Below are 13,638 nucleotides of genomic sequence, written 5' to 3'. Positions count from 1 at the left end.
CTTGCCATACCCGCAGGCCGCCGCCCGCCGCCGGGGCCGACCGGAGCGGCGCGGGCCGGGAACGGCCGGTGGGGCGGTACGGACCGGCCGCAGCCGGGTGCCGTACCGCCCCACCGGGACGTGGAAGCGCGGGTCAGCCGGCGCTGCCGCCGGACGCCTCGTAGTCCTCGCCGTAGGAGCCCTTGGAGGGGCGGCGGCGGCGCAGCGGCGGCTCGACGCCGTCGGCCAGCCGGCGCGCGGTGAGCAGGAAGCCGGTGTGCCCGATCATCCGGTGGTCCGGCCGGACGGCCAGGCCCTCCAGGTGCCAGGTGCGGACCATGGTCTCCCACGCCTGCGGCTCGGTGAACGTCTTGTGCTCGCGCAGCGCCTCGACCGTCCGCGACAGCTGGGTGGTGGTGGCCACGTAGCAGCAGACCAGGCCGCCGGGCACCAGCGCCTTGGAGACCGCGTCCAGGCACTCCCAGGGCGCCAGCATGTCGAGGATCACCCGGTCGACGTCGCCCTCGACCAGGTTGTCCTGGAGGTCTCCGACGGTGAGCTTCCACGCCGGGTGCGGGCCGCCGAAGTAGCGCTCGACGTTCTGGCGGGCGATGTCCGCGAAGTCGGCGCGGCGCTCGTACGAGGAGAGCATGCCGTGGTCGCCGACCGCGCGCAGCAGATAGGTGGAGAGCGCGCCGGAACCGACGCCCGCCTCCACGACCCGGGCGCCGGGGAAGATGTCGGCCATCGAGATGATCTGCCCCGCGTCCTTGGGGTAGACCACCGCGGCACCGCGCGGCATGGACAGGACGTAGTCGGGGAGCAGGGGCCGCAGCGCGAGGTAGGCGACGTTCCCCGTGGTACGCACGACTGTGCCCTCGGGGGCACCGATCAGCTCGTCATGGGGGAAGGAACCCTTGTGGGTGTGGAAATTCTTCCCGGCTTCGAGCGTGAACGTGTAGTGGCGTCCCTTGGGGTCGGTGAGCTGGACCTGGTCCCCGACCTGGAAGGGCCCGCGACGGCGGGCGGCACCGGTCGGTTCGGACATACGGGCAAGTCTAGTGCCAGCTCGGAGGCCTCCCGACCATCCGGACGATCATCAGTGCGATTGCTCAGCGGCCGGCCATGGCGGTGGCGAAGGCCCGCTCCACATCGGCGAGCGAGAGCACCCCGTACAGCCCGCCGTCCGCGTCGACCACCAGATACTCGCTGGCCGGGGCGCGGCGCAGCGACTCAAGCAGCGCCTCGCCGCCGCTGTCGACCGGCAGCCGCATGCCCGGCGCCAGGTCGTGGGCCAGCGCGCCGGTGGCGGTCCACGGGCGCCGGTGCTCGGGGACGCCGAGCACCGCGGCCTCCCGGACCACCGCGTAAGGGTCGCCGTGGCCGTCGACCACCACGATCCCGCCGGCCTGCGCCTCGCGGGCCCGGCGCAGCGCCTCGGAGAGCGGGGTGTCGGCGCTGACCGGGACGGCGCGCCGGGTCAGGGCGCGGACGTTCAGCTGCGGCAGGGCCTCCTTCAGCCGGGCGGTGCGCAGGCTCTGCCCGGCGCCGTTCCAGATGATCGCGGCCAGTACGGCGGCCAGCACCGCGTCGGTCAGGGTGGCGGCCCCGGAGCCGGGTCCGGACCGCCGGGCGGTGAGCAGCGGCAGCGCGATCAGCACCGCGATGGCCAGGCAGCGGCCCGCCCAGGCGGCGGCGACGGTGCCGGTCAGCGGCCGTCCGGTGAGCCGCCAGACGGCGGCGCGCAGCATCCGGCCGCCGTCCAGCGGCAGGCCGGGCAGCAGGTTGAAGGCGGCCACGATGACATTGCTGGCCATCAGCGCGGCCAGCAGCACGCCGGGTACCGTACCGGGCGTCACCAGCCGCAGGGCCAGGAAGAAGACGCCGCCCAGCACCAGGGAGAGCAGCGGCCCGACGAAGGCGAGCCAGAACTCCCGGCCGGGGGTCTCCGCCTCCTTCTCGATCTCGGAGACGCCGCCGAAGAACTGCAACTGGATGCGGCGCACCGGCAGCCGGTAGTGCAGGGCGACCAGGGTGTGCGCCAGTTCGTGGACGAGCACCGAGCCGTAGAAGGCGACGGCGAAGAAGAGCGCCACCAGATAGCGCAGGGCGCCGAGGCGGGGCAGCACCGGCTCCAGCTGGCTGCCGAACACCCAGGTGATCAGGGCGGCGATGACGAACCAGGTGGGGGTGACATAGACGGGCACGCCGAACGGGCGGCCCATCAGGATGCCGCCGCGCGGTGCCGGGTCGGGCCGCTCCGGAGGCCGGGGTCCCTGCCCCGGGCCGCGCGGGGGCTCGTCGGGGTGGGGCCCCTCCGACGTCGACTGCCCCCTGGTCTCACTCACCATGGCCCCTTCGGTTGGTCTGTCGGTGCGGCCGGCCACGCGCCCGCCACGGTCACGCCCGGCGGACGGCCGAGGTACGGCCACCTGGGGCCCACGCTACGTGATGGCCGGGTCGCCACACGATCGCGGGCGTCCGGTCCCGGGCTCGGGCGGACGTCGGCCGCGTCCTTCGTCGGCCGCTTCCTTACTGATACCCGGAGCGCGGCCGGTCAGGCCCCGGGGCAGGGGCTGTCGGCAGCATGACAGCGGGATGTCGGCGGCGGGGCATAGGGTCGGGGCATGCGCCAGACCGACACCGGTGCCGCCCCTGCCGGGGCCGGTACCCCGCCGCCCGTGGTGGCCGCGCCGGCCGCCGGCCGGGAGCGGCCCGCCGCCCCGCCGAGCGGGCTCTCGCCGTCCCGGGCGGGCGACTTCATGACCTGCCCGCTGCTGTACCGGTTCCGGGTGATCGACCGGCTGCCCGAGCCACCGAGCCCCGCCGCGACCCGGGGCACGGTGGTGCACGCGGTGCTTGAGCGGCTGTTCGACAGCCCGGCGGCCGAGCGGACCCCGCTGCGGGCCAAGGAGCTGCTGCGGCCGCAGTGGGAGCGGCTGCTCGGGGAGCGGCCGGAGCTGGCCGAGCTGTTCCCGGACGACGCGGACGGCTCCCGGCTGGCCGGCTGGCTGGGCGACGCCGAGCGGCTGCTCGAACGGTACTTCCAGTTGGAGGACCCGACCCGGCTGGAGCCCGCAGAGCGCGAGCTGTACGTGGAGACGGCCCTGGAGTCGGGTCTGCTGCTGCGCGGCTACATCGACCGGGTCGATGTGGCGCCCACCGGTGAGCTGCGGCTGGTCGACTACAAGACCGGCAAGGCGCCCTCGCGGGACTTCGAGGGCAAGGCCATGTTCCAGATGAAGTTCTACGCGCTGATGCTGTGGCGGCTGCGGGGCGTGGTCCCCAAGCGCCTCCAGCTGGTCTACCTGGGCAGCGGCGACGTGGTGGCGTACGACCCCGATCCGGGGGATCTGCGTGCCGTGGAGCGCAAGCTGCTGGCGCTGTGGGAGGCCATCCAGCGGGCGGTGGCCAGCGGCGAGTGGCGGCCGAGCCCCAGCAGGCTGTGTGACTGGTGCGACCACCGGGCGCTGTGCCCGAGCTTCGGCGGGACTCCCCCGCCCTACCCCCTCGCGGTGCTGCCCGCACCGAGGCCGACTGAGGAGTCGTGGTGACGATCCGAGTGCTGCTGGTCGATGACCAGCCGCTGCTGCGTACCGGTTTCCGGATGATCCTGGAGGCCGAGCCCGACCTGGCCGTGGTCGGTGAGGCCGGCGACGGCCAGCAGGCGCTGGACCAGGTGCGGGTGCTCCAGCCGGACGTGGTGCTGATGGACATCCGGATGCCCCGGATGGACGGCGTGGAGGCCACCCGCCGGATCGCCGGGCCGGGCCGCGACGGCCCGGCGAAGGTGCTGGTGCTCACCACCTTCGACCTGGACGAGTACGTGGTGGAGGCGCTGCGCGCCGGGGCCAGCGGCTTTCTGCTCAAGGACGTCCCGGCCGAGGAGCTGGTGCAGGCGATCCGGGTGGTGGCAGACGGCGCGGCGATGCTGGCCCCCAGCGTGACCCGGCGGCTGCTGGACATGTACGCCACCCGGCTGCCGTCCGGCGACGAGGCGCCGCCGGCCACGCTGAGCACGCTCACCGAGCGCGAGGTGGAGGTGCTGAAGCTGGTGGCGCGCGGGCTGTCCAACGCGGAGATCGCCGCCGAGCTGTTCGTCAGCGAGACCACGGTCAAGACGCATGTCGGGCATGTGCTGACCAAGCTGGGCCTGCGGGACCGGGTGCAGGCCGCGGTCTGGGCGTACGAGAGCGGCCTGGTCCGGCCCGGGGCGCTCTGACGCCCACGCCGGGCCCGGGATGCGCCGAGGCCGACCGGAGCGGGTGCTCCGGCCGGCCTCGTGCCGTACGCGCGGGTGGCATGCCGTACGCGGGTGGCATGCCGTACGCGGGCGGTCAGTGGCCGATGCGGCCGATCTCCCAGAAGCGGATGACGCCGGTGGCGTCCACGGTCGACTCCACGCCGGTGATGTCGCCCTTGGAGACGAAGAACGCCTTGCTCTGCCAGAGCGGGATCAGCGGCGCGTCGTCGGCGACGATGTCCTGGATCTTGCCGAGCTTCTCCATCGCGGCGCTGCGGTCGGCGGTCTTGCGGGTCTGCGGGACCAGCTGGCCGCTGATCCGCGAGTCGTCCCAACCGGTGTAGTAGGAGCCGCCCTTGACCACCAGCGGCACGATGAAGTTGTCCGGGTCCGGGTAGTCCGGGGACCAGCCGATGGTGTACGCCTGGTAGGCGCCGGACTGCCAGCCCTTCTGGAAGGACGTCCAGTCGGACTGGCGCTTCACCTGGACCTTGAAGAGGCCGCCGCTCTCCAGTTGCTTCTTGAGCTGCTCGCCCTCCGCCCCGTCGATCCGGGCGCGGGACCAGGTGAGCGAGAAGGACACCGGGGTCTGGATGTGCGCCTTCTCCAGGATGTCGCGGGCGGCGGCCACGCTCGGGTCGCCGTACTCGTCGAAGAAGGCCGTGTTGCTGCCGATGATGCCCTGCGGGACGACCGAGTACAGCGCCTGCACCGTGCGGTCGTAGCCGTCGCGGGCGAGCGCCTTGCGGTCCAGCAGCTGCGCGATGGCCTGCCGGACGGCCTTCTGGCCGACCACCGGGTCCTTGGTGTTGAACGCCATGTAGCGGGTCTCGGCGCTGTCGCCGGTGACCACCTTGAAGGCGCCGCTGCCGGCCAGGGCGTCCTGCTTGTACTTGTTGGCGTCCTTGGGGTCCAGGCTGTTGTCCGCCAGGTCCACCTCGCCGCTGTCCAGCGCCGACTTCAGGTCGGCGGGCGCCTGGTAGTACCGCAGGGTGAACTTGTTGTTGTTCAGCTGGGCGGAACCCCGGTAGTCGGAGTTGGCGGACAGCCGTACGACGCCGGGGGCGGTGCCGTCGGCGGTCTTCATGGTGTCGATGCCGTCGAGCTTGTACGGCCCGGAGCCGACCATCTTGTCGTTGGCCAGCAGCTTGTCGGCCGGGTACACCTTGTGGTCGACGATGGCGCCGGCGGCGCTGGCGAGCTTGGACGGGAAGACCGCGTCGGGCTCGGTGAGGTGGAAGATCACCTGGTTGTCGCCCTGCGACTCGACCGACTTCAGGGTGTCGAAGAGCGCGTCGGCGGGGCCGGAGGGGTCGTGGATGTGCTTCATCCTGGTGAAGGAGAAGACGACGTCCTCGGCGGTGAGCGAGTCCCCGTTGGAGAACGTCAGACCGCTGTTCAGGGTGCACTTGTAGGTCTTGGCGTCCGCGCCGGTGAAGGTGCAGGACTTCGCAGCGTCGGGCTGCGGGGTGGTGGCCCCGGCGGGGAAGTTCAGCAGGGTCTGGTGCGTGTTGTACAGCACCAGCCAGGAGCCGAGGTCGTACGCGCCCGCCGGGTCGTACACGGTGGTGACAGCAGTGGTACCCAGAGTGACCGAGGCGTTCGCGGCGCTTGCGGAACCGCCGTCCCCGGAGGAGCCGCAGGCCGCGGCCGTAGAGGCGACCAGGCCGGCGCAGCCGAGCACCGCCAGTCGTTTGACTGCAGACATCTCTTCCTTCATTCTCCAGACCGGCGGTGAGGGCGCCGCTTGTTGCCGCACCCGCCCCCGAGGGTGTGGAGGCGGGCTCGGAGGAGCGGCACGCACGGGACGGCGCCGCGGGACCCGTCAGGTCCGCGACGCCGCCCTGTCGGTACCGGCGCCTCCGGTCCGCCCCGGCGGTGTGCGCCGGGGCAGGAAGTGTGGCCTTCGCGGCGGACCGGGGCGGTTTGCCGACGGACTGCCGTGGAGACCTGGACGGCGGTCGTCCGCAGGCCGGGAGGAGGGGGCATACGGGGACCGCTCGGGAGTTCGATGGGGTGTAGCGTCACAACGATCGCACGCCTACGGGCCCGCGCAGTACCCGGGTGCGGCAAGATCATCGAGAAACGGAACCAGTCGCTCCGACTTGGGAATGATTGCCCGATTTCTGCGTCGGGCGTCACGCCGTGGCACCGCCGCCGGCGCGGCGGGGGTAACGAGCGTCACACCCGGGGCGGCACCAGGGCGCGCAGCAGCGCCAGGTCGACCTGCTCCAGCGACTCCAGCACGGTGCGGCCGGGGACCGCCTCGATGTGCGCCACGGACGGCACCGCGATCACCTGGCAGCCGGCCGCCTCGGCGGCCAGGATGCCGGTGGGCGAGTCCTCGATCACCACGCAGCGTGACGGCTCGGCGCCGAGCCGGGCGGCGGCGATCAGGTACGGGTCGGGGTGCGGCTTGGTCCGGGCGACCTCGTCGCCCGCCACCGTGAAGGCGAAGCGGTCGGCGCCGAGCGTACGCAGCACCAGGTCGATGTCGTGCCGGTGCGAGGCGGAGACCAGGGCGGTGGGCACGCCGTGCGCGGCCAGCTCGGTGAGCAGCCGCTCGGCGCCGGGCATCAGCGGCACGCCGTCGGCCAGCAGCTCGGTGAACCGCTGGCTGATCATCAGGGAGAGCTCGGCGGCGGTGAGCGGCACCCCGGTGGAGTCGATCAGGTAGTCCACCACCCGGGTCATCGGGCCGCCGACCACCCGTGCCCGGTCGGACTCGTCCAGCCGGTGGCCGTACCCGGCGAGCAGCGAACTCTCGGCCTGCCACCAGAAGTCCTCGGTGTCCACCAGCGTGCCGTCCATGTCGAGCAGGACGGCCTGGAGGCCGGAGCTGCCGGACTCGGCGGTGGCTGCGGCGGTGGCGGAGGTGGTGGTCACGGGCGGGCGCCTCTTCCGTCGGCTGTGGGCGGGCCGGCGGCGCCCCCGGGATGTGGGGCCGCCGCCGCTGACGGGCCGGCCGCTCCGGAGGGGTTCCCCCGGGGCGGCCGGCCCTTACGCAGGGCCCTCCAGAATACGCACGCCCCGGCGGCGCGGCGGCTGCCGGGGCGTGGCGAAGGGGTTACGCACGGTGGACATCACGTCGGGTCGACGCTACCCCGGGTCGCGGTCACCGCGCAGGGGAATACCGGTCACCGCGCATTGAAGTACTTGGCCTCCGGGTGGTGGATGACGATCGCGTCGGTGGACTGCTCGGGGTGCAGCTGGAACTCCTCGGAGAGCTCGACCCCGATCCGCTCCGGCCGGAGCAGGTCCGCGATCTTGGCGCGGTCCTCCAGGTCCGGACAGGCGCCGTAGCCCAGCGAGAAGCGGGCGCCCCGGTACTTCAGCGCGAACATGTCCTCGACCTGCGCCGGGTCCTCCCCGCCGAAGCCCAGCTCGGCACGGACCCGGGCGTGCCAGTACTCCGCGAGCGCCTCGGCCAGCTGCACGGAGAGGCCGTGCAGCTCCATGTAGTCGCGGTAGGAGCCGGCCGCGAACAGCTCATTGGCCGCCTCCGAGATGCGGTTGCCCATGGTGACCACCTGGAAACCCACCACGTCCCGCTCCCCCGACTCCTCGGGGCGGAAGAAGTCGGCCAGGCAGAGCCGACGGCCCCGGCGCTGGCGGGGGAAGCTGAAGCGGGTGCGCTCGGTGCCGTCCTCGTGCAGCACGATCAGGTCGTCGCCCTTGGAGACGGCCGGGTAGTAGCCGTGGATCACGGCGGCCTCCAGCAGCCCCTCGGTCTGGAGCCGGTCCAGCCACATCCGCAGCCGGGGGCGGCCGTCGGTCTCCACCAGCTCCTCGTACGAGGGCCCGTCGCCGGTGCGGGCGGCCTTCAGCCCCCACTGGCCCTTGAAGAGGGCGCCCTCGTCCAGCCAGGAGGCGTAGTCGGCAAGCGGGATGCCCTTGCTGATCCGGTCGCCCCAGAACGGCGGGGTGGGGACCGGGTTGTCGACGGCCACGTCCGAGCGGACCGAGCCGAGGTTCTCCTCCGGCTCCTCGGGCAGCGGCCGGGCCGCCACCCGGCGCTGCTTGAGCTCGGGCAGCTTGGCGCCGGGCACCCCGCGCTTGACCGCGATCAACGCGTCCATCAGCCGCAGGCCCTCGAAGGCGTCGCGGGCGTAGCGGACCTCGCCCTCGTAGATCTCGTGCAGGTCCTGCTCGACATAGGCGCGGGTCAGCGCGGCGCCGCCGAGGATGACCGGCCAGCGGGCGGCCATCTTGCGCTGGTTGAGCTCCTGGAGGTTCTCCTTCATGATCACGGTGGACTTCACCAGCAGCCCGGACATCCCGATCACGTCGGCGTCATGCTCGGCGGCGGCGTCCAGGATGGCCGAGACCGGCTGCTTGATGCCCAGGTTGACCACGGTGTAGCCATTGTTGGACAGGATGATGTCGACCAGGTTCTTGCCGATGTCGTGGACGTCGCCCTTGACCGTGGCCAGCACGATGGTGCCCTTGCCCTGGTTGTCGGACTTCTCCATGTGCGGCTCCAGGTAGGCGACGGCGGTCTTCATCACCTCCGCCGACTGGAGCACGAACGGCAGCTGCATCTGGCCGGAGCCGAACAGCTCACCGACCGTCTTCATGCCCTCCAGCAGCACCTCGTTGACGATCTCCAGGGCCGGCCGGGCGGCCAGCGCCTCGTCCAGGTCGGCTTCGAGGCCGTTGCGCTCGCCGTCCACGATCCGGGCCTGGAGCCGCTCGTTCAGCGGCAGCGCGGCCAGCTCCTCGGCCTTGCCCGCCTTGACCGACTTGGCGTCCACGCCCTCGAACAGCTGGAGGAAGCGCTGCAGCGGGTCGTAGCCCTCGCGGCGGCGGTCGTGGACCAGGTCGAGCGCGACCTCGCGCTGCTCCTCGGGGATGCGGGCCATCGGCAGGATCTTGGAGGCGTGCACGATGGCCGAATCCAGCCCTGCCTCCACGCACTCGTGCAGGAAGACCGAGTTGAGCACCATCCGGGCGGCCGGGTTGAGGCCGAAGGAGACATTGGACAGGCCCAGCGTGGTCTGCACGTCCGGGTGGCGGCGCTTGAGCTCGCGGATCGCGGCGATGGTCTCCAGCGCGTCCCGCCGGGACTCCTCCTGGCCGGTGGCGATGGTGAAGGTCAGGCAGTCGACGATGATGTCGCCCTCGCGCAGCCCGTACCCCTCGGTGAGCTCGGTGATCAGCCGCTCGGCCACCGCGACCTTGGTCTCGGCGGTCCGGGCCTGGCCCTCCTCGTCGATGGTCAGCGCCACCACGGCCGCGCCGTGCTCACGGGCCAGCCGGGCCACCTTGGCGAACCGGGAGTCGGGCCCGTCGCCGTCCTCGTAGTTGACCGAGTTGAGCACCGCGCGGCCGCCCAGCATCTCCAGCCCGGCCCGCAGCACATCGGTCTCGGTGGAGTCCAGCACGATCGGCAGCGTGGAGGCGGTGGCCAGCCGTCCGGCGATCTCCCGCATGTCGGCCACGCCGTCGCGGCCGACGTAGTCCACGCAGAGGTCCAGCAGGTGGGAGCCGTCCCGGATCTGCTCCCGGGCGATCTCCACGCACGCCTGCCAGTCCCCCGCCAGCATGGCCTCGCGGAACTTCTTGGAGCCGTTGGCGTTGGTCCGCTCACCGATCGCCAGGTACGAGGTGTCCTGCCGGAACGGCACCGCCTGGTACAGCGAGGCGGCGGCCGGCTCCGGGTGCGGGTCGCGGGCGGTCAGCTCGCGGCCGCGTACCCGCTCCACCACCTGCCGCAGGTGCTCGGGGGTGGTGCCGCAGCAGCCGCCGACCAGCGCGAGGCCGTACTCGCGGGTGAAGACGTCATGGGCGTCCGCCAGCTCCTCGGGGCTCAGCGGGTAGTGCGCGCCGTCCCTGGTCAGCACCGGCAGGCCCGCGTTGGGCATGCAGGTCAGGCCCACCCGGGCGTTCTTGGCCAGGTGGCGCAGGTGCTCGCTGTACTGCTCGGGGCCGGTCGCGCAGTTCAGTCCGATGAAGTCGATGCCCAGCGGCTCCAGCGCGGTCAGCGCCGCGCCGATCTCCGAGCCCAGCAGCATGGTGCCGGTGGTCTCCACGGTGACCTGGACGAAGAGCGGCAGGTCGATCCCGGCCTCGGCCAGCGCCCGCTTGGCGCCCAGCACCGCCGCCTTGGTCTGTAGCAGGTCCTGGCTGGTCTCCACCAGCAGGCCGTCCGCGCCGCCGGCGATCAGGCCGGCCGCGTTCTGCTGGAAGCCGTCGCGCACCGCCGCGTACGGGAGGTGGCCGAGCGTCGGCAGCTTGGTGCCGGGGCCCATCGAGCCCAGCACCCAGCGCGGCCGGTCCGGGGTGGTGAACCGGTCCGCGACCTCGCGGGCCACCCGGGCGCCCGCCTCGGACAGCTCGAAGATCCGCTCCGCGATGTCGTACTCGCCCAGCGCGGAGAGGTTGGCGCCGAAGGTGTTGGTCTCCACGCAGTCCACGCCAACCGCGAAGTACTCCTCGTGCACGGAGCGGACGATGTCCGGCCGCGAGACGCAGAGGATCTCGTTGCAGCCCTCGTGGCCGCCGAAGTCGTCCAGGGAGGGGTCCTGCGCCTGGAGCATGGTGCCCATCGCCCCGTCGGCCACCACCACCCGGGTGGCCAGGGCCTGACGCAGGGCGTCGGCCCTGCTCTGCTGGGCTGCGGACGGGACGGCTGTGGCCATGTGATGCTCCCTGGACGCGACGGCTGTCGGCTATGCGGGCCCCGAGAAGCCGGCCCGCACCCCGCCAGCCTATCCGGCGGCGGCGCCGGCGGCCGGGCCCGTTCCGTATCCTGGGCGCCCGCCGGGGCCGCTGCCCGCCCCGGGCGGGGGCACGGGAGGGGAGACCGGTCGGATGCGCGGTGCGGGCGGGATGGTACGAACGGGCGTACGAGGCTTGTCCACGCTGGCGACACTGCCGCGCCGGGGGTGGCGCTGGTGGCGCCGGCTGCCCCGGCTGCGGCGCGCCGGGGTGGCCCTGCTGCTGGTGCTGGCCGCGCTGCTCACCCCGGTGGCGACGGCGGCGCTGGCCCTGCGGCTGGCGTACGCCGGGGAGCCCCGGGCCGACGCCCGCAGCCGTGGCCGGGACGCGCTCTGGCTCGGCCACGCCTGGGTGGACGGCCGCAAGGGGGAGGCCGACGTGGCCGCGCTGGCCGCCTCGCTGCGCAGCACCGGCATCCGGGATCTGTACGTCCACGCCGGGCCGCTGGAGCACGACGGCACCCTGCACGCCGACCTGCACCCGCAGGCGGCCCGGCTGGTCGAGCAGCTGCACCGGGCGGCGCCCGACGTACGGGCGCACGCCTGGCTGGGCGATCTGGTGGCACCGGAGAAGCCGGAGGGGCTGCACCTGGACCGGCCCGAGGTCAGGGCGGCCATCGCCGCCTCCGCCGGGCAGGTGCTGGACGCGGGCTTCGCCGGGGTGCACCTGGACCTGGAACCGCTGCACAGCGGCGACCCGGGGTTCCTGGACGTACTGGACCGCACCCGCGCGGTGACCGCCGCCCGGGGAGCGCTGCTCTCGGTGTCGACGCCGAAGATCGACCCGCTGCCCGCCCTGCACACGGTGGGCGGGCTGGCGGGCCACCCCCGGTGGTGGTCGCAGGCGTACTTCGGGCAGGTCGCCCGCCGGGTGGACCAGGTGGCGGTGATGTCGTACGACACCGGGATGCCGCTCCCGTCGCTCTACGGCGGCTATGTGGCGCAGCAGACGGCGCTGGCGCTGGAGGCGACGCCCGAGCGGGTCGATCTGCTGGTGGGGCTGCCCGCCTACCACGACAACGGGGTCAACCACCGCGCGAGCGCGGAGACGGTGGCGGCTGCGGTGCGCGGCGTGCGTCTGGGGCTCGGCCGGACCGATCCCGGGCGGCAGCGCTTCGGGGTGGCGCTGTACGTGGACTTCGCCGCCACGCCCGGTGACTGGGCGGCCTACCGTACGGGCTGGGTCGGCGCGGGCGGCTCCTGACGGCCGGTGGCCGGATCGGGGAGGGCGGGCCGGACAAGGCCAGACCAGGCAAGATACGGGAGGCTGCCGCATCTTTGCCCGTAGGCTGGGCAAGTACGGTCCGTGGAACGAGCCGTTCCACGGAAGTTTCGAAGTCGGCAGCCGTCCGGGCCCGACCGCCCGCCGCCCCGCGAGGGGCCGGGACCGGTCGCCGGAGCGGCCGGAGGGAGGCGCTGGGTGATCGAGCTCGCGGACGTGCCCGAGCTGATCGACCCGGTCATGGTGGCCGCGTTCGAGGGCTGGAACGACGCCGGGGACGCGGCTTCCGCGGCGGTGGGGCATCTGGACCAGGTATGGGGCGGCAAGGTGTTCGCCGCCCTGGACGCGGAGGACTACTACGACTTCCAGGTCAACCGCCCGACGGTGTGGATGGACGGTGCGGTGCGCCGGATCACCTGGCCGACCACCCGGCTCTCGGTGGTGCGGGTGACCGAGCCCCGGACCAGGGATCTGGTGCTGGTGCGCGGCATCGAGCCCAGCATGCGCTGGCGGACCTTCTGCAATGAGCTGCTGGGGTTCGCGCACGAGCTGGGCGTGGAGATGGTGGTGATCCTGGGGGCGCTGCTCGGGGACACCCCGCACACCCGCCCGGTGCCGGTGAGCGGGGTGACCTCGGACCCCGACCTGGCCCGCACCCTGGACCTGGAGGAGAGCCGCTACGAGGGCCCGACCGGGATCGTGGGCGTGCTCCAGGAGGCGTGCGCGCACGCCGGGCTGCCGGCGGTGACCTTCTGGGCGGCGGTGCCGCACTATGTGGCGCAGCCGCCGAACCCCAAGGCCACCCTGGCGCTGCTCAACCGGATCGAGGACCTGCTGGACGTGCGCATCCCGCTCGGTGAGCTGGGTGAGGACGCGCGTGCCTGGCAGATCGGGGTGGACCAGCTGGCCGCCGAGGACAGCGAGGTCGCCGAGTACGTCCAGCAACTGGAGGAGGCGCGGGACACGGCGGAGCTGCCGGAGGCGTCCGGTGACGCCATCGCCCGCGAGTTCGAGCGCTATCTGCGGCGGCGGGACAATGTGGGCCCGGCGGAGCCCGGTGAGGGCCATGAGCAGGGCCGGGCGGCGTCCTACCGGCGGGAGGAGCCGAAGGCGACGGACCGGCCGCCGTTCGACCGGCCGGGGCCCGAGCGGGCCGGCCCTGAGCGGCCCACTCCTGAGCTGCCCGGCCCCGAGCGGGGCGACGGCGGCGACCAGCAGGACGCGGGCGGCCCGGAGGACGGCGGCGACGGTGCCGACCGGGGTCCCCGGCCGGACCGGGGCGACCGGGGTGAGCGGGGCGACGGGCGGTAGCCCGCGCGGCCGGAGCGATCCGGAGCGTTGAGGAAGCGGCGGGGGGCGGGGCCCCGCCCCCCCCCCCCCCCCCCGCGGGGGCCCCCCCCCCGGGGGGGGGCGGGGGGGGGGGGGGGGGAGGTCCCCTGTCCCGCCGGGGGGCGCCCCCCGGCCGACGACCACCC

Annotated in this window: 9 protein-coding genes; 4 read left to right on the top strand and 5 right to left on the bottom strand. The window is 73.4% G+C overall.

The genetic code is table 11. The annotated features are described in order from the left end of the window. Positions 1-133: 133 nt before the first annotated feature. Complete coding sequence (locus ACIQGZ_RS09610) at positions 134-1,027, bottom strand: tRNA (adenine-N1)-methyltransferase (RefSeq protein WP_402600484.1); 894 nt, start codon at positions 1,025-1,027, stop codon at positions 134-136. A 64-nt stretch (positions 1,028-1,091) separates the two neighbouring features. Next, entirely contained in the window at positions 1,092-2,330 is a 1,239-nt protein-coding gene (locus ACIQGZ_RS09605) for a site-2 protease family protein (RefSeq protein ID WP_402600483.1), read from the bottom strand. Positions 2,331-2,606: 276 nt separating this feature from the next. Here ACIQGZ_RS09605 and ACIQGZ_RS09600 point away from each other — a divergent pair, with 276 nt between their 5' ends. Together ACIQGZ_RS09600 and ACIQGZ_RS09595 are read left to right on the top strand one after the other, a co-directional pair. Next, on the top strand, positions 2,607-3,533 hold the full coding sequence (locus ACIQGZ_RS09600; protein ID WP_402600481.1) for a RecB family exonuclease: 927 nt from the start codon (positions 2,607-2,609) through the stop codon (positions 3,531-3,533). Then, positions 3,530-4,201, top strand: coding sequence for a response regulator (locus tag ACIQGZ_RS09595; RefSeq protein WP_402600480.1), 672 nt, complete (start codon positions 3,530-3,532; stop codon positions 4,199-4,201). Before ACIQGZ_RS09600 ends, ACIQGZ_RS09595 begins: the two co-directional genes overlap by 4 nt. A 115-nt stretch (positions 4,202-4,316) precedes the next feature. Here the strand turns inward: ACIQGZ_RS09595 and ACIQGZ_RS09590 are convergent, their stop codons facing one another. The 3 genes from ACIQGZ_RS09590 to metH form a co-directional block, all read right to left on the bottom strand. Then, a complete protein-coding gene (locus ACIQGZ_RS09590) occupies positions 4,317-5,930 on the bottom strand; it encodes an ABC transporter substrate-binding protein (protein ID WP_402600478.1) in 1,614 nt (537 codons plus the stop codon). Between the two features lie 473 nt (positions 5,931-6,403). Further along, complete coding sequence (locus tag ACIQGZ_RS09585; RefSeq protein ID WP_402600477.1) at positions 6,404-7,108, bottom strand: HAD family hydrolase; 705 nt, start codon at positions 7,106-7,108, stop codon at positions 6,404-6,406. 251 nt (positions 7,109-7,359) lie between these two features. Next, positions 7,360-10,863, bottom strand: a complete 3,504-nt coding sequence (metH, locus tag ACIQGZ_RS09580; protein WP_402600476.1) for a methionine synthase — start codon at positions 10,861-10,863, stop codon at positions 7,360-7,362. A 214-nt stretch (positions 10,864-11,077) separates the two neighbouring features. Here metH and ACIQGZ_RS09575 point away from each other — a divergent pair, with 214 nt between their 5' ends. Both ACIQGZ_RS09575 and ACIQGZ_RS09570 read left to right on the top strand, forming a co-directional pair. Continuing rightward, positions 11,078-12,145: a hypothetical protein gene (locus ACIQGZ_RS09575; RefSeq protein ID WP_402600474.1), complete on the top strand. Its 1,068-nt coding sequence runs from the start codon at positions 11,078-11,080 to the stop codon at positions 12,143-12,145. Between the two features lie 216 nt (positions 12,146-12,361). Continuing rightward, the gene (locus tag ACIQGZ_RS09570; protein ID WP_402600472.1) at positions 12,362-13,474 is read left to right on the top strand and encodes a PAC2 family protein; all 1,113 of its coding nucleotides are present in this window, start codon (positions 12,362-12,364) and stop codon (positions 13,472-13,474) included. Positions 13,475-13,638 lie beyond the last annotated feature (164 nt).

This window comes from Streptomyces sp. NPDC092296, assembly GCF_044755465.1.
Lineage (GTDB): Bacteria > Actinomycetota > Actinomycetes > Streptomycetales > Streptomycetaceae > Peterkaempfera.
Note: the sequence above shows the minus strand (reverse complement) of the source record. Positions and strands in the feature narration are given on the sequence as shown.